29 protein-coding genes and 8 tRNA genes are annotated in these 25,571 nt (G+C 55.9%); 21 read left to right on the top strand and 16 right to left on the bottom strand.

Annotated elements, in window-relative coordinates; translation table 11 throughout:
• Nucleotides 1-38 precede the first annotated feature (38 nt).
• The 5 genes from ACB037_RS04060 to ACB037_RS04040 form a co-directional block, all read right to left on the bottom strand.
• Nucleotides 39-1,280, bottom strand: a complete 1,242-nt coding sequence (locus ACB037_RS04060; RefSeq protein WP_371174905.1) for a tyrosine-type recombinase/integrase — start codon at nt 1,278-1,280, stop codon at nt 39-41.
• Nucleotides 1,281-1,770: 490 nt separating this feature from the next.
• Nucleotides 1,771-2,205 carry a DUF2787 family protein gene (locus ACB037_RS04055; protein WP_371174904.1) on the bottom strand — a complete coding sequence of 145 codons (435 nt, stop codon included), beginning with the start codon at nt 2,203-2,205 and terminating at the stop codon, nt 1,771-1,773.
• A complete protein-coding gene (locus ACB037_RS04050; RefSeq protein WP_371174903.1) occupies nt 2,202-2,828 on the bottom strand; it encodes a hypothetical protein in 627 nt (208 codons plus the stop codon). Before ACB037_RS04050 ends, ACB037_RS04055 begins: the two co-directional genes overlap by 4 nt.
• A 22-nt stretch (nt 2,829-2,850) precedes the next feature.
• The gene (locus tag ACB037_RS04045) at nt 2,851-3,153 is read right to left on the bottom strand and encodes a YkvA family protein (RefSeq protein WP_029304363.1); all 303 of its coding nucleotides are present in this window, start codon (nt 3,151-3,153) and stop codon (nt 2,851-2,853) included.
• A complete protein-coding gene (locus ACB037_RS04040) occupies nt 3,150-3,698 on the bottom strand; it encodes a hypothetical protein (protein ID WP_371174902.1) in 549 nt (182 codons plus the stop codon). Before ACB037_RS04040 ends, ACB037_RS04045 begins: the two co-directional genes overlap by 4 nt.
• A gap of 243 nt (nt 3,699-3,941) precedes the next feature.
• On the opposite strand from ACB037_RS04040, the gene ACB037_RS04035 reads away from it, so the two are divergent.
• The 4 genes from ACB037_RS04035 (at nt 3,942) to ACB037_RS04020 (ending at nt 6,810) form a co-directional block, all read left to right on the top strand.
• A complete protein-coding gene (locus ACB037_RS04035) occupies nt 3,942-4,298 on the top strand; it encodes a hypothetical protein (RefSeq protein WP_005348365.1) in 357 nt (118 codons plus the stop codon).
• A gap of 169 nt (nt 4,299-4,467) precedes the next feature.
• A complete protein-coding gene (locus ACB037_RS04030) occupies nt 4,468-4,746 on the top strand; it encodes a DNA-binding protein (protein WP_080592834.1) in 279 nt (92 codons plus the stop codon).
• Nucleotides 4,747-4,770: 24 nt separating this feature from the next.
• Nucleotides 4,771-5,754, top strand: coding sequence for a DNA cytosine methyltransferase (locus ACB037_RS04025; protein WP_042865038.1), 984 nt, complete (start codon nt 4,771-4,773; stop codon nt 5,752-5,754).
• Nucleotides 5,755-5,817: 63 nt separating this feature from the next.
• The gene (locus ACB037_RS04020) at nt 5,818-6,810 is read left to right on the top strand and encodes a hypothetical protein (RefSeq protein WP_371174901.1); all 993 of its coding nucleotides are present in this window, start codon (nt 5,818-5,820) and stop codon (nt 6,808-6,810) included.
• Nucleotides 6,811-7,037: 227 nt separating this feature from the next.
• Here ACB037_RS04020 and ACB037_RS04015 read toward each other — a convergent pair whose 3' ends face one another.
• Both ACB037_RS04015 and ACB037_RS04010 read right to left on the bottom strand, forming a co-directional pair.
• Nucleotides 7,038-7,904, bottom strand: a complete 867-nt coding sequence (locus tag ACB037_RS04015; RefSeq protein WP_371174900.1) for a glycine zipper domain-containing protein — start codon at nt 7,902-7,904, stop codon at nt 7,038-7,040.
• 12 nt (nt 7,905-7,916) lie between these two features.
• Nucleotides 7,917-8,333, bottom strand: coding sequence for a hypothetical protein (locus ACB037_RS04010; RefSeq protein ID WP_371174899.1), 417 nt, complete (start codon nt 8,331-8,333; stop codon nt 7,917-7,919).
• A 302-nt stretch (nt 8,334-8,635) separates the two neighbouring features.
• Here ACB037_RS04010 and ACB037_RS04005 point away from each other — a divergent pair, with 302 nt between their 5' ends.
• The 5 genes from ACB037_RS04005 to rraB all read left to right on the top strand — a co-directional run bounded on the left by ACB037_RS04005 (nt 8,636) and on the right by rraB (nt 11,970).
• Entirely contained in the window at nt 8,636-8,833 is a 198-nt protein-coding gene (locus ACB037_RS04005; RefSeq protein WP_371174937.1) for a 4-fold beta flower protein, read from the top strand.
• Nucleotides 8,834-8,944: 111 nt separating this feature from the next.
• Nucleotides 8,945-9,541, top strand: a complete 597-nt coding sequence (locus ACB037_RS04000) for a transglycosylase SLT domain-containing protein (RefSeq protein ID WP_268013641.1) — start codon at nt 8,945-8,947, stop codon at nt 9,539-9,541.
• A gap of 99 nt (nt 9,542-9,640) precedes the next feature.
• On the top strand, nt 9,641-10,090 hold the full coding sequence (locus tag ACB037_RS03995) for a holin family protein (RefSeq protein ID WP_268013639.1): 450 nt from the start codon (nt 9,641-9,643) through the stop codon (nt 10,088-10,090).
• A gap of 27 nt (nt 10,091-10,117) precedes the next feature.
• Nucleotides 10,118-10,567, top strand: a complete 450-nt coding sequence (locus tag ACB037_RS03990) for a TIGR02594 family protein (protein ID WP_268013637.1) — start codon at nt 10,118-10,120, stop codon at nt 10,565-10,567.
• 1,067 nt (nt 10,568-11,634) lie between these two features.
• A complete protein-coding gene (rraB, locus tag ACB037_RS03985; protein WP_010675493.1) occupies nt 11,635-11,970 on the top strand; it encodes a ribonuclease E inhibitor RraB in 336 nt (111 codons plus the stop codon).
• A gap of 68 nt (nt 11,971-12,038) precedes the next feature.
• On the opposite strand, the gene ACB037_RS03980 is transcribed toward rraB, so the two are convergent.
• Nucleotides 12,039-14,012, bottom strand: coding sequence for an EAL domain-containing protein (locus tag ACB037_RS03980; protein ID WP_053288764.1), 1,974 nt, complete (start codon nt 14,010-14,012; stop codon nt 12,039-12,041).
• Nucleotides 14,013-14,178: 166 nt separating this feature from the next.
• Between ACB037_RS03980 and ACB037_RS03975 the strand changes: the two genes are divergently transcribed.
• A complete protein-coding gene (locus ACB037_RS03975; RefSeq protein ID WP_371174898.1) occupies nt 14,179-14,673 on the top strand; it encodes a hypothetical protein in 495 nt (164 codons plus the stop codon).
• A gap of 100 nt (nt 14,674-14,773) precedes the next feature.
• Here ACB037_RS03975 and ACB037_RS03970 read toward each other — a convergent pair whose 3' ends face one another.
• From ACB037_RS03970 to rsgA, 5 genes are read right to left on the bottom strand one after another with little or no spacing between them, the layout of a single operon-like run.
• On the bottom strand, nt 14,774-15,175 hold the full coding sequence (locus ACB037_RS03970) for a hypothetical protein (protein WP_124812695.1): 402 nt from the start codon (nt 15,173-15,175) through the stop codon (nt 14,774-14,776).
• 2 nt (nt 15,176-15,177) lie between these two features.
• The gene (locus ACB037_RS03965) at nt 15,178-15,429 is read right to left on the bottom strand and encodes a DUF2960 domain-containing protein (RefSeq protein WP_010675489.1); all 252 of its coding nucleotides are present in this window, start codon (nt 15,427-15,429) and stop codon (nt 15,178-15,180) included.
• Between the two features lie 4 nt (nt 15,430-15,433).
• A complete protein-coding gene (locus ACB037_RS03960) occupies nt 15,434-15,682 on the bottom strand; it encodes a VF530 family DNA-binding protein (protein WP_041212447.1) in 249 nt (82 codons plus the stop codon).
• Nucleotides 15,679-16,551 (bottom strand): archaetidylserine decarboxylase, encoded by an 873-nt coding sequence (gene asd, locus ACB037_RS03955; protein WP_029314786.1) that lies wholly within the window; start codon nt 16,549-16,551, stop codon nt 15,679-15,681. The genes ACB037_RS03960 and asd overlap by 4 nt, the downstream gene beginning before the upstream one ends.
• Nucleotides 16,552-16,580: 29 nt before the next feature.
• A complete protein-coding gene (rsgA, locus tag ACB037_RS03950) occupies nt 16,581-17,615 on the bottom strand; it encodes a small ribosomal subunit biogenesis GTPase RsgA (protein ID WP_039040203.1) in 1,035 nt (344 codons plus the stop codon).
• A gap of 91 nt (nt 17,616-17,706) precedes the next feature.
• Here rsgA and orn point away from each other — a divergent pair, with 91 nt between their 5' ends.
• From orn to ACB037_RS03920, 6 genes are all read left to right on the top strand, one after another.
• Complete coding sequence (gene orn, locus ACB037_RS03945; RefSeq protein ID WP_042014296.1) at nt 17,707-18,252, top strand: oligoribonuclease; 546 nt, start codon at nt 17,707-17,709, stop codon at nt 18,250-18,252.
• A 177-nt stretch (nt 18,253-18,429) separates the two neighbouring features.
• Nucleotides 18,430-18,505: transfer RNA gene (locus ACB037_RS03940), tRNA-Gly, on the top strand.
• A gap of 25 nt (nt 18,506-18,530) precedes the next feature.
• A tRNA-Gly gene (locus ACB037_RS03935) sits at nt 18,531-18,606 on the top strand.
• A 32-nt stretch (nt 18,607-18,638) separates the two neighbouring features.
• Nucleotides 18,639-18,714 (top strand) — tRNA-Gly (locus tag ACB037_RS03930).
• 114 nt (nt 18,715-18,828) lie between these two features.
• Nucleotides 18,829-18,904 (top strand) — tRNA-Gly (locus ACB037_RS03925).
• Nucleotides 18,905-18,928: 24 nt separating this feature from the next.
• A tRNA-Gly gene (locus ACB037_RS03920) sits at nt 18,929-19,004 on the top strand.
• A gap of 530 nt (nt 19,005-19,534) precedes the next feature.
• Here ACB037_RS03920 and ACB037_RS03915 read toward each other — a convergent pair.
• The 3 genes from ACB037_RS03915 to ACB037_RS03905 all read right to left on the bottom strand — a co-directional run bounded on the left by ACB037_RS03915 (nt 19,535) and on the right by ACB037_RS03905 (nt 22,901).
• Complete coding sequence (locus ACB037_RS03915) at nt 19,535-19,744, bottom strand: cold-shock protein (RefSeq protein ID WP_005297820.1); 210 nt, start codon at nt 19,742-19,744, stop codon at nt 19,535-19,537.
• A gap of 295 nt (nt 19,745-20,039) precedes the next feature.
• The gene (locus tag ACB037_RS03910; protein ID WP_319882338.1) at nt 20,040-20,699 is read right to left on the bottom strand and encodes a LysM-like peptidoglycan-binding domain-containing protein; all 660 of its coding nucleotides are present in this window, start codon (nt 20,697-20,699) and stop codon (nt 20,040-20,042) included.
• A 99-nt stretch (nt 20,700-20,798) separates the two neighbouring features.
• Nucleotides 20,799-22,901, bottom strand: a complete 2,103-nt coding sequence (locus ACB037_RS03905; RefSeq protein ID WP_371174897.1) for a methyl-accepting chemotaxis protein — start codon at nt 22,899-22,901, stop codon at nt 20,799-20,801.
• Between the two features lie 263 nt (nt 22,902-23,164).
• On the opposite strand from ACB037_RS03905, the gene gltX reads away from it, so the two are divergent.
• The 5 genes from gltX to ACB037_RS03880 all read left to right on the top strand — a co-directional run bounded on the left by gltX (nt 23,165) and on the right by ACB037_RS03880 (nt 25,556).
• A complete protein-coding gene (gltX, locus tag ACB037_RS03900) occupies nt 23,165-24,580 on the top strand; it encodes a glutamate--tRNA ligase (protein WP_371174896.1) in 1,416 nt (471 codons plus the stop codon).
• 2 nt (nt 24,581-24,582) lie between these two features.
• On the top strand, nt 24,583-24,723 hold the full coding sequence (locus ACB037_RS03895; protein ID WP_371174894.1) for a glutamyl-tRNA synthetase: 141 nt from the start codon (nt 24,583-24,585) through the stop codon (nt 24,721-24,723).
• A gap of 514 nt (nt 24,724-25,237) precedes the next feature.
• Nucleotides 25,238-25,313, top strand: a tRNA-Ala gene (locus ACB037_RS03890).
• Between the two features lie 28 nt (nt 25,314-25,341).
• A tRNA-Ala gene (locus tag ACB037_RS03885) sits at nt 25,342-25,417 on the top strand.
• A gap of 63 nt (nt 25,418-25,480) precedes the next feature.
• Nucleotides 25,481-25,556, top strand: a tRNA-Ala gene (locus tag ACB037_RS03880).
• The last annotated feature ends 15 nt before the right edge of the window (nt 25,557-25,571 follow it).

Raw genomic sequence — 25,571 nt, 5'->3', positions numbered from 1 at the left:
GCTTCGGTATCTCACTCTGCCGTGAGATACCGACATACCTAGCTGGCCTGAACCCACTCGCCCTCTTCGGGAAGTGGCAACGGCTTGGATGGAACAGAACTGGTCAGGGCATCATGGATGCAGTTGGCTATTTTCTGGCTGGTCTGCTGCATCCGAGTGTTATGCAGGTGAGCATAACGCAGCGATGTCTGACTGCTCCGGTGCCCTAGTTGGGATTGCACGTCAAACAAGGTGCCGCCGTTGGAGACAATCAGCGCCGCGACCGAATGACGACAGGTGTGCAGGCAAACGCCCTCCTTATCTATACCGGCTCGCGCCAGCATCCGCTGAAAACCCTTGGTGGGATTTTGCAATGGCTGCCCTTGCCGCTTGCCTGGAAACAGGTAGGGATTTCCCTGTGTTACCGGTAAGTAGTTCAACAGCTCCACCGCCATATGGTTCAGGTGCAACACACGGCTATGGCCGTTCTTGGTGTGGGGAATGTATAGGGTCTTATCCTCCTTGTTGTAGTGCTGCCATTTGGCCCTTGCCAGCTCGGCCCGGCGCAAGCCAGTGAGCAGCAACATCTTGACGTACTGACCGGTATAGAAGCTCTCATGCTGATCGGCAGCCCGGAACAGGCGACGGATTTCATCGGGGGTGAAGTAGCGTTCGCGCCGATTGTTCTCTCGCAGCAATGACACCAGGGCGGCGGGATTCTCTTTAATCAGCCCGGCACGGGCAGCCCAGGTCATGATGGCCTTGAGCAATGCCAAGACGCGATTGCAGGTGGCCGGGGTGAGGCGCTTGAGTAACATCTGTTGCATGTTCTGGATGCGGGTAACGGTGATTTCCTCCGGGATCAGATTGCCGAAGATTGGCCGTAGGTGATTACGGAAGCGATGTTCATCCGTCTTCCAACTGCGATTTCGAGATTGCAGATAGGGGAGATAGTCCTCCTGAAACAAATTGCTCAGAGTCTTCTGGTTGCGCTTGTCCTCCTTGGCTTGTTGCGGGTCAACGCCTTCGGCGATATTGCGTTTGTAGTCGAGCGCGAGCTTACGAGCCGCGCTGACATCCAACGCGGGATAGTGCCCCAGGGCAATGGCCCGCTTACGCCCATGTATCTGATAACGCAGCAGGAACTTGCGGCGGCCTTCCCCTTTGCCTACCAGACAGCGCAGACCGGTCACGTCGGTATCTGAATACTCCGCTTCGGTACTGCGGGCGTCATCTGGGTTAGGGGGCAGATCGGCAATCCGTCGATTGGTGAATTTAAATCGGGTAGGTGTTTCGTTCATGGTTCGCTCCTCAACATGTGAGCTGGTGCAACAGGGCATAGGCCCCTTTCACGGTGGAAAGGAGGTCTAATCCCCGTCTCTGGCTTGGCGATTGAAATGGTCGTTGCTCATCGCGCCTTGGCCTGGCTGGCCCAGCACGATGACAACGCGGGAAAGGTGAGTGAGCAGATGGCCGCCCCGGTCGCTACCCGGTCCGATCCCGTAAAAATCCCACCGTGCCCCGTGTCCGCCCCGCACGAACGGGGGGAAACGGGGCTGGTTTTTCCCTTTGAGTGATTGGGCTTTTCCATCTCAACCCCGTGAACCCGCGAAATTTGCGGAAATAATGGGTGAGTTAATGAAGAGGTCGGGTGCCCCGCACATTCACGGCGAGCCCCGTGCCCGCCCCGCACGAACGGGAGGAAACGGGGCAGGTTTTTCCCTTGTAGAGACTGAGTAATTCGACGCCAACCCCGTGAACCCGTGAAATTTGCGCAATAACAGGGGGGAGTTATTCACTGGCTACCCTGATCGCGTAGACACCCAGCGACAGGTAGGTGAGGAAATTGCCCTCCCATAATTCATAGAATTCACCCAGCTCAGACAACGGCATCACATGTGCATAGGCAACCGGCCCTTCCTGGCTTGAGAAGTCAAAATCGACCTCCTTGGCCAACTCGGCATAGTCACCCATGCCGACATAGGAAAAGTCCGTCATATAGACCAAGGACCATAGATTTCCTTGTCGTTGCAGACGGATTTCCACCGGATGAAAGCCGCCGGTTTCCGGGCCATAACTCGGATCACGAAAGTTCATCGTCACAGCACGGGCTTGTGGCCATGTGGGATGGTGCGTGTTCAGCAGGTCGGTCAGACATACGGCGAACCGGGGTGAAACCGGCAGGGGGAGTCCCTGCCAGTTCAGTGCTATGTCACGGTTGCTCATGACTGGGTCTCCTGTCCGGCTACCTCGTCGCCGGTCTCGGATCCCGTTTCGGCCCCGGCCTCATCCATCTTGTCTGACAAACCGGCCTGGTCGTTGGCTGTTTCCAAAAACGGGGGCTCATTGTCTTCCTCGATGGTTTTCTCATCGGTCGTGTCATCTTGGCCCTTCTGCCCCTTGGCTTTTCCCTTGCGAGCCTGTTTATCCATATTGGCCGGTTCATCCAGCTGAGTAGACCAGTCGCTGAGGGATAGGCCGACCCGGTGGAACGGTGAGTTGGGCTCGGCGGCGACCAGCAACTTTTCAGATCGCATGATGGCGGCGAGGAAGCCGTGGTTATTGGCACTGCCTCGAACAAACAGCGCCTTGAGCGCTACCGATTTGAATGGAGCATCCTTGAGAAGGTCCAGCAGTGCCAGGATGTCATCGAGCGATAACCAGTGTTTGCTGAACAGGCCACCCGTGTCGTTTGCGGTAATGCGAAGGGCGTAGCGACCTTCATCGTTCTTGCCCACCTCGTAGTGCAGCAAACCACTGGCCCGTGCGCTGATCTTCGGGGCCTTGGAGGATTTAATAACAGTCCAGACCGGAGCAGCAGAGGCTGCCGGTTGTGTGGCTTTAGCCATGATGAAATTCCTTCTGAAGGGATTACTTGAAGAAGTCAGCCGCTTTGCTGCGATGACCTTGATGGATATGACTGCCTAGTGAGGCAATGGCACCGCTGATGACCCCCAAGTCATCGGTGAGCCCCACGCCGGGGATAAAGTCCGGTACGGCATCGACCGGACAGAGCAGGTAGGCGAGTGCGCTGACCACGATGGTCTTGACCCACACAGGCGTCTGCTCGTCGGCCATCAACAGGTAGAGCAAGACGGCCTGCTCAACCAGCAGCTTCATGCCCTTGATGTGTTTGAGCTTGGCAAGGAGCGAGGAGCGGTTGATCTCTGTCATGCGGCCCACTCCCCATCCCACTCAGACTCCAGTGCCAGATTGACCACGCCATCGCAGATATCCAGGACCGGACCCGCGTTCCGGGCGGTGACGTTGAGCAACTTGAACACCGGATGGTCTTTATCGTGCAGCGCCACTTGCGTGCCTTCCAGAGCAATCCAGCGCTCCGGTAACGGCAACCAGTAGACGGCCTGCTCGGCGCTATCCGTGGTGAAGCTGCTGTCACCCATGTCCCACACCTCTTCAAAAATGCCGTTGTCCAGGTCGTGGGTGGCCTGACCGGAAAAGCGAGCTATCGACAGCACCAACTGCTCTATCTGAGTCGAGGGCAGTTGGTGCAGGGTGTAGGTATTGGTGTGACTGAAGATGGCAACCAGTATCGGCAGACCGGGCATTGGCAACGATTCCGGTACATAACGACCGTGGATGCGGATGGCTTTGACCAGTTGATGATGGCGCAGTAGTGCCCGCGATAGGGTATCCAGATAATCCTGAGTCGCGTTTTTGCCTTCGCCAATGGCATCGAACAATGAAAGTTCAGACATGGATGTTCTCCTTGGATGTTCCCGGACCGGAATGGTCATGGGTTATCCAGAGATTCATATATGTTTGAGGATTGGGCTTTTACGGGAAGGGGAGAGCAGGAAATCAGGATGACCAGCAATTGATAGCGGGTGAACGGTAGTTTTGAAAAAGGATATGCAGGAGAAGGGTTTTTAGATTCGAACATACAGATAGGGGCAATTTTTCACGCCCTGTAACCCTAATCTGATGAATAAGGACTCATCATGCCTCACTTCCGTAACTATCAAATCAACGAGCTGGTCAGTGCTTCGCACCGTGACCAGATTGACTTACGAGCCTATCGCCGAGCGCTGGAGCTTGCTCTACAGGCCGTCTTTGGTTTTGACCTACAGCGTGTTGTTGTGAAACGCCGGTTCTATGCCTACTCACTCAAAGACCGCAAGGCGACTCGCAGAGAAAAAATGCTCCTGGGTCAGCGGGTTGTCTTCGCTATTCCTGCTCTCCTACCTGCCATAAAAAGCTATCCGCTGCGATACCCGGAAGCGTTCCGTACTAGCCGTCGGCTGTTCCAGTATGTGAAGGCTAAGAAACGACTGGCGGAGATTGTGCAATGGCTCTGATAGTTCCAGCTTTAATGATAAGGCATTCGCATTCATCGAGTGAGAATACCTTTTGAGGAAGACTCATGTTGCGCAAATAAATTAGTGATACATACACATTAATTTGTTTGCGTTTTTCTACTGTTCTGATATCTTTGGGAGCAGTCAATTTTTATGTGACATATCTATTATGACGTATGAAGAATTCCAGCGTCGGCTCGGAAAAGCAGGTTTAACAGCGAGAGATTTTGCAGCCTTAGTTAAGATGCACCCAAATTCCATATCAAATTGCTCACGTAAAGGTGAAGTTCCATCACATTTGGCTATTATCGTTTCACTGATGGGCGAAATGGCTGAGCATGGATTGGATTTTAAAAGTGTTCTCGGAAAGATTGATTTTGATTGTAAAAAACCTCGTGGTTTTAGTGCAGCGATTTCACACGATCAGACAGTAACCCCCTCAAGCTAAGCTTGATATTTTGTTGGTAACGAAATGAAAACTATTAATACTGTAATATCCCTCTTCTCTGGTGCTGGCGGGATGGATTTGGGATTCAAAGGCGGATTTGAATTTTTAGGGAAAACATACAACAAGCTACCGTTTGAAATCGTTTGGGCGAACGAAATTAATGAGGCTGCATGCCGCACTTATAAGAAAAATATTGGCGATCATATTGTCCATGGTGATATCTGGTCGGCCATGGATACAATGCCAGCATCAGCCGATGTGGTCATAGGTGGTTTTCCTTGCCAAGATATCTCGGTAAATGGCAAAGGAGCCGGCATAGATGGTAAGAGAAGTGGACTTTATAGGGCGATGGTTGAGGTTATATCACGCGTTCGGCCAAAAATATTTGTAGCTGAGAATGTGAAGGGTTTACTTATGAAGCATCACGCTTCAGCTTTGAAACAAGTTATATCCGATTTCGAATCTCTCGGATATAAGGTTTCGTATAAGTTATATCACGTTGCCGATTACGGTGTTCCTCAAAGCAGGGAGCGAGTAATTATTGTTGGAACTCTTCCTGGATCTAAGGATTTTATACCTCCTGAACCAACGTGTACTAAAGAAAATCATGTCACTGTTTCGAAAGCGATCGCCGACTTTGCTGAGATGGCAGAGAATGATGAAATAAATCATGTTTGGAGTAAGGCAAAGAAAAGTGCTGACCAAGGTGGTAGAAAAATGGTCGCAGATAGACCCGGATACACAATTAGAGCGGAGTGTCATGGGAATATCCAGTACCATTACTCTATGCCTAGAAGAATATCCATGCGAGAAGCCGCCAGAATTCAATCATTCCCAGATGATTTTATATTTGATGCTAAGCTAAGAGAGACTGAAAGGCAGGTTGGGAATGCAGTCCCTCCGGTGTTCGCGTGGCATGTTGCTTGTTCAGTTCTTGATGCCATCAGTTGTGAAAGCAAAGAGATGGAATCTGATTTTATCCCAAAAAAATCCACTCTTTGCATGTAGACAAAAATAGCCAAGTTCATTAGCCTAGACAGCATCATTTTGTGATGCTGTCTAGGCTTTTTTATGGAACAGAAAAGATTTGAGAGATTACTTGATAAGATAGTAGCGGTGCTTGCCAATGAGGCTAAGTCGAAAGGATTTACAGATGCTAAGGCGTTTGAGTACCGGGTGAGAAGGGTGGTTCAAGACATAGTTGGTGATAGTGTTGAGATAGACTTTAACCCCCATGCTCAGGCATTCCCAGATATTCAAATTGATGATGTTGGTATCGAAGTCAAGTTCACGACCGGTGACACGTGGAGAAGTGTCGCGAATAGCGTTTTGGAAACTAATAGAATTGAAAGTGTGAAAAAAGTCTATCTTGTTTTCGGAAAAATGGGAGGAGTACCTGATGTTAAGTGGGGAGATTACGAGCAAAGTGTAGTTCATGTTCGTACTTCGCATGTACCTAGGTTTGAAGTTGAAATTGGCGCTCAGAATTCTTTGTTTGAAATAATGGGTGTTAGATATGATGACTTTAGAACCTCTCCTATGGAAAATAAAATGGAGTACATTAGGAATTATGCTCGAGGCAGACTAAAGCCAGGTGAACGTTTATGGTGGCTTGATGATAATAAAAATGAGCATTCATTACCCATACAGGCTAGGCTATATACTTCTCTTTCTATAGATGAAAAAAAGAGATTAAGAGCCGAGGCAGCTCTTCTTTGTCCCGGGATTGTTTCATCAGGGAGAGCAAGAAATAAGTATGATGATGTAGTTCTATTTTTGCTGACATATCATGGTGTATTATGTCACCAAGCACGGGATTTGTTTTCTGCTGGTAGTGTTGCTAACCCTAAAAATGATGACTCCGGTGGTCTTTATATTCAGAGATCATTGAAATTGATTGAGCCTGAAATGCTTGTCGCTGCCCAAGAAATGGATGGCGGATTATTTGAAGAGTATTGGGGTAAGCGTGTAGCCCCTAAACAAAGAATAAAAACATGGTTGAAGTTTGCTGATGAGAAAGCAAAAGGTTGGAAACCCTCAGAATGCTTATTTATCGACTTATAAGATACATCATTTATAAATATAATAATTATATGGCGCAACTTTAAGTGATAGTATTTTATGATTACTGGTTAATTAGTGGCTATACTGTACGTCTTTTCTGCTGGGGGCAGTCTCGTTGTTATTTCATCAAATAAGAAAAGGGGCTTTACGTCCCTTTTCTTATTATCTTCTGGAGTGTTCGCTTTCGCCAATGTTTTTAAAAGAGCATAGCGGGGGATTTTCGCCATTCAAAACCATTTTTTTAGAGCACTACGAACATCTTTTATCATCAGGTTAACTTCATCACCCTTATTTTCGTCTTTATATTGAACCCCAGCACCTTCTCCAAATGATTTTCCTAAAAAGTTGCCCATGGCCCCTCCGACTGCGGCACCAAGCACTGTACCTGGCCCTGGTACTACAGAACCAATTACAGCCCCCAATTTTGCCCCAGCTAATGCTCCGCCTACTCCACCTACAGTTTTGCCAATTCTAGCCTCTGTAGTATCAAGTTTTCCGACTACGCCACCTGATGACCAGTTATACACTACCAAAGAGTCGAATTGTTCTAATAATATTTCAAGAGATTCTTCATCATGATTATTGCATAACAAGCCTTGCTCATCGATATAACCATTCGTGTATGCATGTGCACAATAAATAGCATTGTTGATAGCTTCATCGCTAACACCACGATTTAGCATCTCATCGATGGCAGCCAATACGATCGGAAGGCCGTCACGCTGTATAATCGGCCTAGCCATCAAGTACTCGTTGGAATCCTCAATCTGTTTTGCCGCAACTCTTGCCATCAACCTCAATGGGTTATTCACCATATTAAAGCCGTAGCTAGCATGTTTGACTACGTTTGTTATTTCATTACCATCAATAATTTTTTGAAAAATAATAGCAGCAGCATCGAAAGAACAGGCAGGAAAGAGAGATTCAAATTCAGAAAAAACCCCTCTATCATCGTCAATAAAATGTGATATTAACTGAATGCAATCAAGTGGGGCTCGAGCAACATTCATCGTATCAGCTTCATCGATAAAGGAACGGCTGCGTTCTGTTAATAGTGTATATGTCGATGCATGAATACGTTGTAGAACATCCATAGAATATATTTCCTATATGATGATGTCGGACAAGTCTTGGCTAAATTCAATTTTCCCGGACATATAAGCCTTTGCAAGTTCGTGTGCTAACCCACTTTCACCAATAATGCTTTTAACCAATCCATGATCATCACACATATTGACACCTAGTAAAGTGTCGTATGAATGTATAACGTGACCATCGCTCCCCAAAAAATGGCTATTACCTAGTTGATCTTGATAACTGGTTCCTGTCATATGTCCTTGTCCATCAAAATGGGAAGCGGTTCCATCCTGATGTTCCATTGTTCGCTCAACCGGGGATGCTTCAAAAGGCGCATAAGTAATACTGCCCATACCATATGCATTCGGACCAGTTAAGCCAATTAATTGGCCATTACTGTAAAAACTCTGCGTACCAAAACGAGTTGCCATCTTGATAAATGCCATATCATTGGCTCCTTATGCCTACTCTATATCTATGTAAACAGTATGGATTAACGCTAACAAGATTCGGCACATAACTCAATGAGGGCCATGGGGTCCACAGTATCTTCCATGACTGTCCGGGAAGCAGCCCCTCTGCGATAACCGGGATTTGGCTCACGATACAACCTGTATCACGCAAGAGTTGGCTGGGAGGGAAGGCGTTGTGTAGGAAGTGGGGGCATTGCAGGTAGGCCAGTTGCACATATCGACGGAGATGCTATGCATTCATTGGGCAACACATGGGTTGGTTCGAGGATGGCTAGATCTGCGACACAAAAGGGAAATGTGTGTTCTATACTGACGCAGCATCTTGTGGACCTGCTAAACCAGTCAAAAATGTTAATCCAGTTAAGGGAGGTAAGCACGTAAAATTGGTCAAGGGTGTAAAGCATGTCGAGTCTGTTAAAGCGCCCAAGCCACTATATTGGTCTCCGCTATCAGGCGAGCTGTTTTTCATCTAAGCACCAACATGGCGTTTAACCTCGATCCCTTCGGTGGCTGGACGCTACGCTCCAAACCAGCCGCAAATGTGGGTGTTAGGCCACGCAATGCGTTCTATTGGAGGATCTCGTATGCGAAGACTCGTTACCGCCTTGGCTCTCATTGCTGCATGTCCTACGTTCGCCTATGACTACGCCGCGTGGGCGAAGAAGAACTTCGACGGTAGTTGGACTGCCGCTGCTGAGGCCGCAGTCGATGCATCAGGGCTTCCAGGTTCGACACCCAGTGATGTTGAGACCTTCTGCCCGAGCTATAAGGCTCGGAGCCTTGCAGAGCGGAAGACCTTCTGGGTCGGATTGCTATCTATCGTTGCCAGACCGGAAAGCAACTTCAAGCCTGAGACGACGTATACCGAAGATTTCGGTGACTCGCAGGGCAAGAGAGTTGTGAGCAGGGGGTTGCTGCAAATTTCAATCGAGAGCGCCAACCAGAAGAAGTACACCTGCGGCATTCAGAAGGCTGAAGACCTCCACGATCCGGCAATCAATCTCACGTGTGGCGTCAAGATTCTTGATGCTTGGGTAAAGGCCGACAACGTGATCGCGACCTATGGCAAGAGTCCACCAAGGGGCGGTGGCCGATACTGGTCAACGCTTAGGGAGCGGAACAAGCATCTGCCCGAACTCACCAAGTTCACTCGCTCGCTTAAGGTTTGCAGCACGATTTAACCGTTTGCTCAAGCGGAGCGCCAACTGCTGGCTACCAAGCGTCGTTGGCCGCTTAGCAAAAAAGTTAGGCTTTTTATAAATTACTTTCAAGGATGAAAAATGAGCGGATATATGCCATGGGATAGCGTTTTTGACTTGATTAAAACCGGAATTGATAAAATTTGGCCCGACAAAACTGAAGCAGACAAAGCAAAAGCCGCTCTTGCACAGGCTGAATTGCAAGGTGCACTTAAGGAAATGGAAGTGCAGTGGGAGAATGCAAACGCGCAGATTAAAGTCAATGAGCAAGAGGCTGCAAGCACGAACATTTTCGTGGCTGGTTGGCGGCCATTCGTGGGTTGGGTCTGCGGGTCAGCATTTGCTTGGACTTTCGTTTTACAGCCTATCGTGGTAACTGTTTTTGCTGCGGTAGGACATCCGATTGACCAGAATCAATTGCCCAAACTTGACTTTTCACAAATCCAACCTGTGCTATATGGATTACTTGGCTTAGGAGCGATGCGAACATATGAGAAACTCAAGAAAGCTACATCGCAATCAAATATGTGATCGTTATAATCCCTTAGGAGATACAGCATGGTGAAAAAAACGAGCCAAGCCCCATGGCTTAATATTGCCCAGCAAGAGTTAGATAAAGGTATTAAGGAATTCCCGGGTGATGCTGACAATCCTAGAATTGTCGAGTATCACTCTTGCACTAGTTACGGCTCGTCAGATGATGAAACTCCGTGGTGCTCATCATTTGCTAACTGGTGTATGAAGCAGTGCGGTATTGAGGGCACGCATAATGTCGCCGCTCAGTCGTGGTTGCATTGGGGCAAGGCTATAGCTACTCCGATTGAGGGGGCCGTGACCATTCTTTGGCGTGAAAGCCCTAGTTCGTGGAAAGGGCACGTCGGATTTTTCATCGGAGAACATCCGACAAACAAAGACTACATACTTCTTTTAGGTGGGAATCAAGGAGATAGTGTCTGTGTTGCTGCATATGAGAAGAAGCGGGTTTTAGGTTTTCGATTTCCAGCCTAACCCGGCGTTCGAGTGAGGCTGCGCAAAAGCCGCGCAGCCCGCTCAACTTACCTGTTTTAGTCACTGAATGATTTTCAGGAGTTTGCCACGCACTGGTTGTGGACGGGTAATCCCCCCGAAAACAATATGAGGATTACCGTGTAATCTTGATCTGATAACGAGTATTTCTACCGCCTCCAGGCATTTTTTCAAGGCATCCTTTCTCTAACAAGTCGACCAGATGGCGTGTCGCGGTGGCTTTACTGACCTTGGCCACCTTCTGATATTGGCTGGCGCTGATACCCTGTAAAAAGCCGTTCTCGCCGTCATTCAACACCCTGTTTAACACCTTGAACTGCCCAAAACAACGTCGCATATGAGCCGAATATCACGAGAACTCGGCTCACGCACAACCGGTATCACGTAGAGTTGGTAGGGAAGGAACATGCTGTTCGCAGGAGGCGGAGGTCATTGCAGGGGAGGGGGGCGTACTTTGTTATCTGTTGTCAGATGAAGCAGCGGATTATGAGGCGGGGATTATTAATACCGAGCTCGGTGAGCAACCTTGCCAGAGATTGACCAGAGACGCATAACAAAAAGGCCTCGCATTGAAAGCGAAGCCTTGCAGGGTGTGCTGTCCAGAGCTGTGGTATGAAAAGTGTCATGAGGATTTTCAATCCCCTGCTCTACCGACTGAGCTATCTGGGCAACGGCGCGCATTAAACCCTTTCTGGACTGAGGTGTCAACCACAGGCCGCAGATTGATGTACCGTTCGCTCGATATCCGAGCAATCTTCCCGTGATTGGACCGGTTTCCCCGTTTTAACCATGAAAAGAGGGGCGCCTGCGGGGCAGGGGGGGCCGACGGCCAGCAGAACATCATGAAGGGGGCGAGCTGCCTGACGTGCCGAGGGCTGCCCGCTGGCGCCAAGCCGGGAGAGGCGCCAGTTATCTTGGCCCATCGATTGAGCCTGCCGCGCTCTGCGGGTATGCTTTGCCGCACTCATCCCCTGGCCATGGTCCGGGCCGACGCGGCTGGCAGGGGTGACATCCATCCAACACCGCCTGGGGTTTATATGAATACCAATATGCAAGAGTGGCGCGAAGAGACCGCCGCCATCGTCAACGAGCTGCTGGCCGATGGCAGCAACCCGGATCTGGATTACGAGATTGAGCACCACTTTGCCTGCCAGAAGTTCGATCTGCTGGAGAAGGCGGCGGTCGATCTGTTCAAGGCCGGTTTCGAAGTGACCGACGCCGAGGAGATGGAGCTGGACGACGGCGCCACCATCTTCTGCTTCGACGCCATGGTGGAGTGCAAGCTGGACATCGACACCATCGTCGCCGACATCGAGAAGATGCTGCCCATCCTCGAGAAATACGGGGTGGACTACGACGGCTGGGGCACCTACTTCCAGGAGTAAGTGCGCCAGATCATGCACGCTTTGCAAAAACAACAAGGCCACCCTCGGGTGGCCTTGTTGTTGCTGGCTTACTGCTCCGGCAGCTGGTAGCTGCGGGCAAACTCGGCCGGTGGGAGGGGGCGGCTGAACAGATAGCCTTGCAGCCGATCGCAACCGACCTGCACCAGCCAGGCCTGCTGCTCCGGCGTCTCCACCCCTTCGGCGGTGATCTTGATGCCAAGCTCATGGCCCAACCCGATGACGGAACGCACGATGGCGGTGGTGGCCTGGTTGGTGGCCAGCCCCTGGGTGAAGCTTTTGTCGAGCTTGAGGGTCGCCACCTGCAGCCTGGGAAGATAGGCGAGGGAGCAGTAGCCGGTGCCGAAGTCGTCGATGGCGAGCTGGAAGCCCGCCTCGATGAGGCTGGCCAGGTTGCTCTCTATCTCGTCGGCATTCTCCATCAGCACCCCTTCGGTGATCTCCAGCTCCAGTTGCCAGGGGGCGAGCCCGTGGCGCGCGATGCAGTCGAAGATCTGCGGGCAGAGCTCGGGATCGCGGAACTGCAGGGGCGAGAGGTTGATGGAGAGCACCAGGTCCGGGGCCGCCACCTGCCAGCGGGCAAGCTGGGCACAGCCGAGCTCCAGCATCAGCTGGCCGAGCTGGCCGATGAGCCCCAGCTCCTCCGCCAGCGGAATGAACTCGTCGGGGGAGATCATGCCGAATTCGGGATGGGGCCAGCGGCAGAGCAGCTCAGCCCCGTGCAGCCGGTTGCTGTGGGTACAGATGATGGGCTGGTAGACGGCGGTCAGTTCGGCGGACTTGATGGCGAGTGGCAACTGGGCGGCGATGAGCTGGCGGCGTTTGAGCTTGGCATCGAGTGCGGGGTCGAACAGGGTACAGTGCTGCTGCTGGCGCTTGCCCTGGGCCAGGGCGGCTTCGGCGTGGCTCAACAGACGCTCGGCATCCTTGGCCTTGCCATGGGCGATGCCGAGGAACACCGGGATCTGGATCCTGTGTTCTTCCACCTGATAGGGCGTCATCAGCTCCTGCTGCAGGTTGCGGCTCCACGCATCCAGAGAGAGGGGGAGCTCGGGCAGCAGCAGGGCGAAGTCATCCGCCGCGACCCGGCAGAGCAGGGACTGGGGCGGCGCCAGTCGTTGCAGGCGACGGGCCACCTGGCTCAGCAGGCGGTCGGCGACCCGTATGCCGAAGCGATCGTTGATCTCGCGAAAATGTTGCAGATCCACCAGCAGCAGGCTGGCCTTGCGGGCCCCCAGATGACGGCTGGTCTGGAGGAAGTGGGAGAGCTTGAGCAGGCCGGTCAGGCTGTCGTAGTGCTGCTCCTGCTGCAACTGGGCCTGGGTGGTGCGCAGCCCGGTGATGTCGCGGCTCAGGGTAAGGATGCCGAGGGAGTTGCCCTCGTCATCCGGCACCTCGACCCTGGTGACCTCCAGATGGCGGCCTCTGCCCTGGGCATCCACCACGCAATACTCCCCCTGACCCAGGGTTTGTTCGACGGGCAGCCGGGGCGGGACGCGCCGACCCAGAGCCTCGCTTGCCACCAGCCCCATGAAGTCGAGAAAGGCCTGGTTGCAGTCGATGAGCACGCCCTGATGATCCTCGAGACGGATGAGGTCGGGAATGGCATCCAACAGGCGGCGTTGCAGCAACTGCTGCTGGCGGAAGGTTTGCTCCAGCTCCTTGCGCTGATCGATGGCGCTGACCATGGCAAACAGGGCGATGGGGTCGCCGTGCTCGTCATACAGTGGAACCTTGTTGATCTCCATCCAGCTGGCGCCTTCGCCGCTGTGGCAATGGAGCTGCTGGTGCAGCAGGGGTTTGCCGTCGGCCAGCAGGCGGTCATCTTCCTCCCGGAATACATCCCCCCAGGGCATTTCGGCATCGCTCTTGCCAATGAGTTCGCTCGGGTCTTGCAGGCCGGCTTCCCTGGCGAATGCCTTGTTGGCAAACAGGTACCGTCCGTGCTTGTCCCGGCAGAAGATATTCATGGGTAACTGGTCGATGATCTGCTGCAGCAGCGCCAGGGAGAGCGAAGAAGTCACGAGAGCACTCACGGGGGAGACTTCGAGCAAATCTATGATAACAGGTGGGTTTTGTAAAGCCTGGGTTAAGAGTACGCCATTTGTGCGGATCCCTGCTGACAGCCTGTGTCGCGATCGCCATAATAGCCGCCGGTTGGCCTATGGCCTTATGGATGAGAGAAGCAGCATGAAGAAGATAATGGGGGGCGCCCTGGCCCTGTTGATGGTGGGTTGTGCGAGCGACAACAACGGCGGCGAGCAGTATCGCTATACCCCGCCGGTTGCCAAGGCAACCAACAACACCCAGGAGATGGCGATCCCGGTGGATCTGGTGTGGGCCCGTGCCGAGAAGTGGTTCGGCGATCACGGCCTGAACATCGAGAACAGCCAGCGTGGTGCCGGCCTGATGACCGCCAACGTCGAGAATTCGGTCGACGGTTTGGAGTGGCTGGATTGCGGCACCATGGGGTCCAAGGTGGCGCTGGGCAACCCCAACCTGCAGATCAACCTGATCATCACCCAGAGCGGCAACAACAGCGTGGCGACCGTGAACGTCAAGGGCAATACCCAGCTCTACTTCGTCGAGTCCTCCGGCGAGCGGGTACTGGCTCCCTCCATCACCCCGGTGTGCGTCTCCCGCGGCAGCCTGGAACAGAGCCTGTTCTCCACCCTCGGCAACTGATCCTGCCGGGTATCATGAAAAACCCCGTTGCGTGCAACGGGGTTTTTTTATGCCTGCTCAGCGCCGATCAGGGCGTGGGGGGAGGGATGACGCCAGAGGATCAGGGGGTCAGATCGCCGTGATAGAGCACATGGTCGCCGGCTTTGAGCACATAGCCCTTCCAGGGGAAGAGCTGATAGCCACCGCCCTGCCAGGACCAGTTGCCCTCTTCGCCCAGGCGGATCAGCCGGATCGGCTCGCCCTCTGGCAGGGTCAGCTCGGCCTGACTCTGATCGGCATTGAACAGCACGAAAGCGCTGACGGTCTGACCGGCATCGGTCGGATTGAGGCGAATGCCCTGCTCGAACAGCCGCACGCACTTGCCTGCCAGCGCCGACCATTGATAACCCGCGCTGCCGATGCAGCCATGTTCGTCGCGATCCGCGCCGACCAGGGGCTCCCTCGGTGTCGTGTTGCAGGCGGCCAGCAGCAGGGAGGCGGCCATCAGGGTCAGGGTGCGCATGCTTACTCCTTGGCGTCCCGTTCGATGACGATGTTGGAGAAGCCCAGCTCCTTGAAGTAGTTCTCCCGGTAATCCTTCACGCTCTTCTTGTCGCGGCGGCACACCTGGGCCAGCTGCTCTTCCATGGCGTGGAAGCGGGTCAGATCGATCCCCTCGGCGGCGGCAACGGCATCATAGATGCTGTTGAACTTGTCGTTGGCGTAGCCAATCTCCCTGGCCTGCTTCTTGTAGGTGTAGGTAATCTTGAACGCCATGGCGTCACTCCTTCTCTTTGGCCTGCTTGCGCTGGACGTACAGATAGAGGCTTTCGACCTTCTCTCTGGCCCAGGGGGTCTTGCGCAAGAACTTCAGGCTGGACTTGATGCTGGGATTATCGGTGAAGCAGCGGATATTGATCTGCTGCCCCAGCGCTTCCCAGCCGTAGTGCGCGACTAGGGCGGTGACGATGGCTTCCAGGGTCAGCCCGTGCAGCGGGTTGTTCTTCTGGGAAGCGGGTTGATCGCTCATGCTTGCGCCGCCAGGGTGGCAAAGGGCTGACCCATGCGGGTGGTGACCCCGTTGGCCAGGTGCGGCGCGAAACCGGCCAGCATGCCCGGGCCAAACAGGCAGACGACTGTGCTGCCCAGCTTGAACAGGCCCATCTCGGCCCCCTTTTGCAGGGTGATGGCTTCGTCGCCGGTGTAGTCCCAGCGCACCACCTTCTTCTCTTTGGTCGGCGCTATGTTGCCGGCCCAGATGGTTTCGATGCTCGCGACGATAGTGGCACCGACCAGCACCAGGGCCATGGGGCCGTGGGGAGTACGGAAGGTGGCCACCACCCGCTCGTTGCGGGCAAACAGGTTGGGCACGTTCTCGGCGGTGAGGGGGTTGACGGAGAAGAGATCCCCCGGCACGAACACCATGCTCTCCAGCACGCCGTCCAGCGGCATGTGGATGCGGTGGTAATCCTTGGGTGCCAGATAGATGGTAGCGAAGTCGCCATCCTTGAACGGGGCCACCAGATCCTCATAGCCCCCCAGCAGCTCGCGGGCGCTGTAGTCGTGGCCCTTGGCCTGGATGATGCGACCTTGGCTGATGGGCCCGAGCTGGCTGACGGTGCCATCCACCGGCAGGGCCAGGGTCATGGCGTCTTCCACCACGGGGCGGATGCCGGGCTTGAGCTCGCGAGTGAAGAAGGCGTTGAAGCTCTTGTAGTGGGCCGGGCTCTCGTGCAGCGCCTCGCTCATGTCGACCTGGTACTGCTTGATAAAGGCCTCGATCACCCTGGTGGTGAGGTTGCCCGCTTCGGCGGCGGCAAGTTTGCCCACCAGGCGGGAGAGGGCGTGTTTGGGCAGGCAGTATTGACCGGCAATTTTCAGGTTGTCAGTGATGCTCATGATCTTCATCTGGGAATGAGTTGAACGGGTCACAGCCGCGCCTGTTGGCGACCGTGGCGGGCTTCCTGCATGGTTTCCAGGATGCGGTGGTAGTTGTGGAAGCGATCGGCGCTGATGGCGCCCGCTTCGACCGCGGCGCGCAGGGCGCAGCCGGGATCATCCTTGTGGGTGCAGTCGCGGAACTTGCAGCCACCCAGGTAGTCGCGAAACTCGACGAAGCACCAGGTGATGCGGTCGGCTTCCAGGTGCCAGAGGGCGAACTCGCGGATCCCGGGGGAGTCGATGAGATCGCCGCCGCTCGGGAAGTGGTAGAGCCGCGCCGTGGTGGTGGTGTGCTGGCCGAGCCCCGAGTTCTCGGAGATCTCGCCGGTGAGCACGTCCAGCCCCGGCATCAGGGCGTTGGTGAGGGACGACTTGCCCACCCCGGACTGGCCCACGAAGATGCTGATCTTGTCGGTGAGCGCCGCCTTGAGGGCGTCGATGCCCTCACCGCTCTCGCAGCTCACCAGCAGCACCTCGTAACCGAGCTTGCGGTAGGTCTCGAGCTGGTGCTCGATACGGGCGCGGGCCGCGTCATCGAGCATGTCGACCTTGTTCAGCACGATGAGGGGCGCTATCTCCACATCTTCTGCCGCCACCAGGTAGCGGTCGACGATGTTGGTGGAGAACTCGGGCATCACCGCCGAGACGATGATGATCTGGTCGATGTTGGCGGCGATGGGTTTGACCCCGTCGTAGAAGTCCGGCCGGGTCAGCACCGAGTGGCGCGGATGCACCGCCTCGATGACGCCGGCAGTCGCGGCATTGAGGCCGGGGCGCCACACCACCTTGTCGCCGCACACCAGGCTGCTGATGCTGCTGCGCCGCAGGTTGCTGCGGTGGATGGCACCATCGCTCGCCTCGACATCTGCGTGCTGGCCGAAACGGCTGATCACCACCCCTTCGATGGCGGGGCCGAACAGGGTGTCATCTACCACTGTGGTGTGCTCTTTTTGCAGCCGCCGCTCGCGGTTGGCCTGGACGCGCCTTTGTTGACCCAGATTGAGTTTTGCTTTCTTTGCCACGGGGTTTGCCAGTTTATGAACAGATTCAAAGCCAGTATGATACATGCAAATTGGCAAAATTCCGCCATTCCTCCCAATAGAGAGAGCAATCATGACAGTCAGCGCGCAGAACCTGGTATGGATCGACATGGAGATGACGGGTCTGGACCCCGAAGAGAACGTGGTACTGGAGATCGCCACCATCGTCACCGACAAGGACCTGAACGTGCTGGCCGAAGGGCCGGTCATCGCCATCCACCAGAGCGAGGAAGAGCTGGGCAAGATGGATGACTGGAACGTCAACACCCACACCAAGAGCGGGCTGGTGGCCCGGGTCAAGGCGAGTGAATACGACGAGGCCAAGGCCGTTGCCGAGACCCTCGCCTTCATTCGCCAGTGGGTGCCGGAGCGCACCAGCCCCCTGTGCGGCAACAGCATCGGCCAGGATCGCCGCTTCATGGTCAAGCACATGAGCGATCTGGAAGCTTTCTTCCATTACCGCAACGTGGACGTCAGCACCATCAAGGAGCTGGTCCGTCGCTGGCAGCCTGAACTGCTGGATCAGTTCAAGAAGAGCGGCTCCCACCAGGCGCTGGATGACATCCGCGAATCCATCGCCGAACTGCAGTTCTACCGCGCCCACGTCTTCAAAATCTGAGTGGCTGGCAAGGGTTTGCCGTCGTTCGGTTGCTAAAATCAGCAGTTCGGCCAGCTTTTGAGCGAACGGCTGCAACCAGACAAAAAAGCCCTTGCAATTGGAATGTCTGCTCTTATAATTCGGCTCCCGTACAGTAGCGCAAGCAACCAAATGCTGTACGGTCTGTTTTCAGGTTTTGCGGGAATAGCTCAGTTGGTAGAGCACGACCTTGCCAAGGTCGGGGTCGCGAGTTCGAGTCTCGTTTCCCGCTCCAAAATGTTTGCTGATGACGTTCCGATGCGGGAATAGCTCAGTTGGTAGAGCACGACCTTGCCAAGGTCGGGGTCGCGAGTTCGAGTCTCGTTTCCCGCTCCAATCATCAGCACAGCCTCAAGACAATCCATGTTGCGGGAATAGCTCAGTTGGTAGAGCACGACCTTGCCAAGGTCGGGGTCGCGAGTTCGAGTCTCGTTTCCCGCTCCAATATGCAGTGCCGGAGTCACCGCGTTGGTAGAGCATGTTGAGTGCTTGCCAAGGTTGGGGTAGCGAGCGCGATTCTCGTTGCTGGCTCCAAAAATATGTAAGTGATATTCCGATGCGGGAATAGCTCAGTTGGTAGAGCACGACCTTGCCAAGGTCGGGGTCGCGAGTTCGAGTCTCGTTTCCCGCTCCAATCACTTGCAGATGACATTCTGTTGCGGGAATAGCTCAGTTGGTAGAGCACGACCTTGCCAAGGTCGGGGTCGCGAGTTCGAGTCTCGTTTCCCGCTCCAATATCTCTCCTTGAAGTTCATCAATCCAATATCTCAGCACACTCATTACCACATCCAGTTGGTAGAGCATGATCCGTGCTTGCCAAGGCTGGGGTCGCGAGTTCGAGTCTCGTTTCCCGCTCCAATCTCTCTTCGACGTCCTCATAATCCCTTTGAATTGCCCATCACATCGCGCCGCGATGATTTGTCGTATCCGGCGTTTGCCTGCTTTCTCTCTTCCCCGCACATCCCAAGTCATAAGACCAAGATGTATTGCTTGCTAATAGCCTCCCGGAGATCGGGCACAACCCTTTGCGGTCGGCTAACAGGCTTGGCAGGGCCTGAATGACAGACAGTGGCTCGCTATAAGTTAAAACCGGGGCATTTAACCAAAACTCATAATTCTGATTTATAGCGGCTGGTGGCGGCCATAAACGGCTTGCAGGTGGGGATGGCAAGCCCGGCAAGAGCTCTGCCGATCGGGGAGGGGAAATCGCGGGCAAAAAAATAGGAGGGGCGATGGCTCCTCCTACGGGTTCACTGGCGCTGGCTCAGATAACGGTGACGTTCTCGGCCTGAGGGCCTTTTTTGCCCTGGGTCACAGTGAACTGGACTTTTTGACCTTCAGCCAGGGTCTTGAAACCTGCGCTCTGGATGGAGGAGAAGTGAACGAAAACGTCCGGTCCCTGGGATTGCTCGATGAAGCCAAAACCCTTGGTTTCGTTGAACCATTTTACTTGGCCGGTGCGAATGTCAGACATGTGGTAAGTCCTATCTATAACAAAATGAAACTAAGCCTGGTTGGGCAGCATTTGCCTGGAAGTCAGGGGTTGAAGCATGACTGACCACGTCTCTTTGTCCCAGTAGCATGTAGCACAATCCCTGTCTAAAGCCTGACCGATTGTACTGGAGCCCGATCCCTTGTCAATTTGGCACTTTTCATTTTTTGAGCGAGCTAAAAGTATTGTGAAGTCAGCAGTTTGTTTCATGCTTCACATCAAAAAAAACGGGAGGCCATGGCCTCCCGTCTGCATAAGGGGAAGTGGTCGAGCCCACTTATTCCTTGAGGGCGAACCCTTCCCCCTGGCGGTCGTAGCGGTAGCTGACCTGACCGAGAGAGCGGACCTCGACCCGCTGGATGCGGCGGCTGGTGTCCACCAGGATGAACACCGACTTGCCCGACTGCAGCCGGGTCAGCGGCCTGTCCGGCCCTTCGATGGCGATGAGCCGGCTGAGCTCGGCCCCTGGCAGCTCGAACTTGCGGAAGATGGAGTAGAGGGTTTCACCGGCCTGCACGTCGTGCTGCAACCAGGTGCCATCCACTTTCTCCTCGACGGGCTTGGCGGCCTGGGGCTCACCGGCGTTGCCGACGGTCAGGGCCTGGGCCGGCACGGCCAAGGGGACCGCCAGGGAGCCTGACGGCGCCGTGGTCGGGACGGCGGGGGCGGGCTCCCAGGCCAGCACCAGCAGCCAGAGCGGGATCAGCACCAGCAACCCTATGGTGTGTTTGCGGGGCAGGGGGCTTGCCAGCTTGAACGAGGCCGCCTTCGGCTCCTTGTTGCGCTGACCCAGGCCACTCATGCCCTGGCCGAGACGCTGGCGCAGGGGCAGGGTAGCCGCGTTGATACGTTGGAGCAGGGTTCCTTGTGATTCGTCTTGGCGACGCTGCTGGGCTCGTCTGTTATGGCCACGTGGGCGACGGTCCGGGGTGGGCACGGCATTTACCTCTCACTACATTGCCTGCCATCAGGCAAATATGCCGCCTATGGTAAACGGACTCGTCCCCGAGGGGGAGAGTCCGGAGCATGAAAATTATCAGCTGAGACGAAACTGACCCAACAATTGCTGCAAACGTTCCGCCGCCTGACGCAAGGCCTGACTGGCATTGGCCGTGCTGGTGGCGTCCCTGGCGATGTCGTTGGCCAGTGCGCTGGTTTTTGACAGATTGCCGGAGACGGTCTCGGAAACCGAGCTCTGCTCCTCGGCGGCGGAGGCGATTTGGTAGGTCATGTCGTTGATGGTGGCGATGGCCTGGAAGATGCTGCCGAGGGCCGCCTCCGCCTGATCCGCTTCCCCCACCGCCTGATGGGTCAGCTGCTGGCTCTGCTGGATGGCGTTGACCGCGTTGGTGGAGCTGTGGCGGATCTTGTCGATCAGCTCCTGGGTATTCTGCACCGCCTGCTGGGTGTTGCCCGCCAGCTTGCGCACCTCGTCGGCCACCACCGCAAAACCGCGCCCCTGCTCGCCGGCCCGGGCCGCCTCGATGGCGGCGTTGAGCGCCAGCAGGTTGGTCTGATCGGCGATCCCCTGGATGACGGTGAGGATGCTGGTGATCTGCTCGCTGTCGTGAGCCAGCCCTTCCACCACCTCGGCTCCCTTGCCCGCCTCGGCAGCCACCTTGTGCATGGAGAGGATCACCCGCTGGAAGCGTACCTTGCCCTCGTCCGCCGCGCTCTGGGCCTGCTTGGCGGAGTCGGCGGTGTTGTTGGCGTGGGTGGCCACCTCCTGGCTGACATAGGACATCTCCTGTACCGCGGTCAGCATCTGCTCCATTTCCGCCTGGTGATGCTGCAGGTTGTTGTCGGTCTGGCCGGCGATGCGATCGGTGTCCCCGGCGTGGCGATGGACCTCGCTCGCGGTCTTCTGCACATCCCCGAGCAAGGCCTGCAGCTTGTCGATGAAGCGATTGATGCCCCGGGCCAGGGCCCCCAGCTCGTCCCGGGAGCTGCTCTCCAGGCGCTTGGTGAGATCCCCGTCGCCGTCGGCGATGTCATCCACCAGGCTCACCATCTGGCGGATAGGGCCCGTGATGCTGCGGGCAATGACCAGCATGGTGCCAAGGGCCAGCGCCAGTACGATGAGGGCACCGATGAGCTGCTGGGTCATGGCGGCGCGGTTCATGTCGGTGAGCTGGCGTGCCAGCTCGTCCGCTCCCGCCAGCACCACCTTGTAGGGCAGGGTGACGATGATGGCCCAGTTTCGGGCCATGCCGGGCACCGCGATGGGCACCGAGATGCGAAACGCGTCGGTGAGCTCCTGGCGCTGCACGTCCGGTTTGAGGTACTGCTGCCAGCCGTTGCCGAGCACCTTGTCGGCGCGGCTGCCGAGCAGGCTGGCGTCGCCGCTGGTGCCGGTGATGACGCCGGCGGCGCTGACGATCAGGGTCTCCCCCTTGCCGTCATAGATGTTGCTGTTGAGGGACTGGGCCTGGCGGCTGATGGAGTCCACCGCCAGATCCAGCGCGGCGATGCCCTTGAACCGGCCATCCACCAGGATGGGGGTGGTGATGGTGCTTACCAGCACCTGCTGGCCGTTGATGTCCACCTTGAAGGGGTCGATGAGGCAGGGGCGCCCCTCCCGTTTCGGGCAGGCGTAGTAGTCGTTGGCCGGGTTGCCGAACTCGTCCGGATCGCTCTTCTCGATGGAGAGCAGCAGATCGCTGCCGATCTGCTCCTTGTCGCGATAGAAGTAGGGAACGAAGCGCCCCTTGTCGTCACTGCCGAGCGCGCTCTGGCCGGCGAAGCTTTCGTCCTGGCCGTCGAAGCCGTTGGGCTCGAAGCCCGCGAAGGCGCCATAGAGCTGGGGCTCCAAAGCAAGCTGGGCCTTGAGCAGATCGGTGGCTTGCTGGCGATCCAGCGGCAGCTTGCCCTCCTGCTGGCGGGCGAAGACGCTGGCCATCTGCTGGGTGTAGGAGAGCCCCTTTTGCAGCAGCTGGGTGATGGTGGCGGCCTCGGCACGGGCGTTGGCGCTCACCTTCTGCCACGCCTCCTGTTGCAGGGCGGCGCGGCTGGAGTCGATGGTGAGCTGCTGGGTCTGCCGGCCTGAATACTGGTTGAGCAGGATCAGGATGACCAGGGCCGTGGTCATGGCGACACCGGCCAGTACCAGGATACGATTCTGGATAGAACGAAACTGCATCGCGCGTTCCTTGTATCGTTGAGGGTTCGTTGACGGGGTGACTGAAGTATCGGCTGTGCGGGAGATCTCTCCAGCAACCTCGCCTAGCTAAGCGGGAAAAAAGGGAAAATTCTGAGACATCACTCTAAAACAGCGGTTTTTGCGGGAATAGACCCTATTTTCCCCTCTGCCTCGCCATGGTTTTCCCATCCGTCATTGTCGGTGCTAAAATGCGACGGTTTTTTTAACGAATTGGCCCAAGGCCCTCTACACAAGGCTTAAAGATGAAAGTCAAAACCCGTTTTGCTCCCAGCCCGACCGGCTTTTTGCATGTCGGCGGTGCCCGTACCGCACTCTATTCCTGGTTGTTTGCAAAGAACCAGGGCGGTGAGTTTGTGCTGCGTATCGAGGATACCGATCTGGAACGTTCCACTCAGGAGGCCATCGACGCCATCATTGAGGGCATGGAATGGCTGGAGCTGAACTGGGATGAGGGCCCCTACTACCAGACCAAGCGCTTCGATCGCTACAATGGCCTCATCGACGAGATGCTGGCCGACGGCCGTGCCTACAAGTGCTACTGCTCCAAGGAGCGGCTGGAAGCGCTGCGCGAAGGCCAGATGGCCAACGGCGAGAAGCCCCGCTATGACGGCAAGTGCCGGGATGGCGCCCACGATCACCCGGCCGATGCGCCGCACGTGATTCGCTTCCGCAACCCGACCGAAGGCTCCGTGGTGTTCGATGACCACGTCCGTGGCCGCATCGAGTTCGCCAACACCGAGCTGGACGATCTCATCATCCGCCGTACCGATGGCGCGCCGACCTACAACTTCTGTGTTGTAGTCGATGATTGGGACATGGAGATCACCCACGTGGTGCGTGGCGAAGACCACATCAACAATACCCCGCGCCAGATCAACATCTACAAGGCGCTGAACGCGCCGGTACCGGAATTTGCCCACGTCTCCATGATCCTGGGTGACGACGGCGCCAAGCTCTCCAAGCGCCACGGCGCCGTCTCCGTCATGCAGTACCGCGACGACGGTTACCTGCCGGAAGCGCTGCTGAACTATCTGGTGCGTCTGGGCTGGTCCCACGGGGATCAGGAGATCTTCACTCTGGACGAGATGATCAAGCTGTTCAGCCTGGATGCCATCTCCAAGTCCGCCTCCGCCTTCAACACCGACAAGCTCTTGTGGCTGAACAATCACTACATGCGCAGCCTGGATCCGGCCTATGTGGCCAAGCACCTGGCCTGGCACATGGAACACCAGCAGATCGACACCAGCAATGGTCCGGCGCTGGCCGACGTGGTCACCCTGCTGGCCGAGCGCTGCAACACCCTGGTGGAGGTGGCTGCCCAGAGCCGCTACCTGTTCGAAGAGTACGAGGCCATCGACGAAGCCGCTGCCAAGAAGCACCTGCGCGGTGTGGCTGCCGAGCCGCTGGCTCTGGTCAAGGCCAAGCTGGCGGCCCTGGAGACCTGGACCACCGAGGCGCTGCACGAGCTGATTGAAGCGACCGCCGCCGAGCTGGGTCAGGGCATGGGCAAGGTCGGCATGCCGCTGCGTGTGGCCGTCACCGGTCTGGGCCAGTCTCCTGCCATCGACGCAGTGATGGCGCTGGTGGGCAAGGAGCGGGTCCTCGCCCGCATCGACCGCGCCCTGGCGTATATCGAAGTGCGCATGGCCGCCGAGTAAGCTTGCCGCCGCACATTGCCGTCACCGGTCTGGGCCAGTCTCCTGCCATCGATGCCGTGATGGCGCTGGTGGGCAAGGAGCGGGTCCTCGCCCGCATCGACCGCGCTTTGGTGTATATCGAAGCGCGCATGGCCGCCGAGTAAGCTTGCCGCCGCACATTGCCGTCACCGGTCTGGGGTAATCTTTCCCCTGCCATCGACGCCGTGATGGCGCTGGTGGGCAAGGAGTGGGTCCTCGCCCGTATCGATCGCGCTTTGGCGTACATCGAAGCGCGCATGGCCGCCGAGTAATTCAGAGCGCCGGTACGGGCCAGTCCCCTGGCATCGCCGACGCCGTGATGGCGCTGGTGGGCAAGGAGCGGGCCCTCGCCCGTATCGACCGCGCCCTGGCGTATATCGACGCGCGCATGGCCGCTGCATAAACATCGGCCATGGCATGAAAAGGGCCCCCTGACGGGGGCCCTTCGTATTTTGGCCTCAAGCGGATTTGCGACGTAAAACAGCGACATAGCGACGAGGTTGGCGGTAAAAACAGCTAACTGTCTGAATTTTGACTAAACGCTCCAGCGGGCGAGAATTTTGGGTTGACAGCAAAGCGGGTGATGCCTATCATGCGCCTCCGTTGCCAGAGATAACTTTGGTAGCGCCGAGGTGAGTTGGGGTTATAGCTCAGCTGGGAGAGCGCTTGCATGGCATGCAAGAGGTCCGCGGTTCGATCCCGCGTAGCTCCACCAAATTCTCCTCGTACAATCTGGAATCAAAGGGGTTATAGCTCAGCTGGGAGAGCGCTTGCATGGCATGCAAGAGGTCCGCGGTTCGATCCCGCGTAGCTCCACCAGGTTCCCGATTGACATGAAGTACCCAGGGCAGTGCGGTGTGTATCACCCAGGCCGACCTTTGTGGGGTTATAGCTCAGCTGGGAGAGCGCTTGCATGGCATGCAAGAGGTCCGCGGTTCGATCCCGCGTAGCTCCACCATTATTGAGGATGAAT

Source organism: Aeromonas sp. S19(2024) (assembly GCF_041402625.1).
In the GTDB taxonomy this organism is placed as follows: Bacteria; Pseudomonadota; Gammaproteobacteria; order Enterobacterales; family Aeromonadaceae; genus Aeromonas; species Aeromonas caviae.
This window is presented reverse-complemented; position numbering and strand designations above follow the sequence as displayed.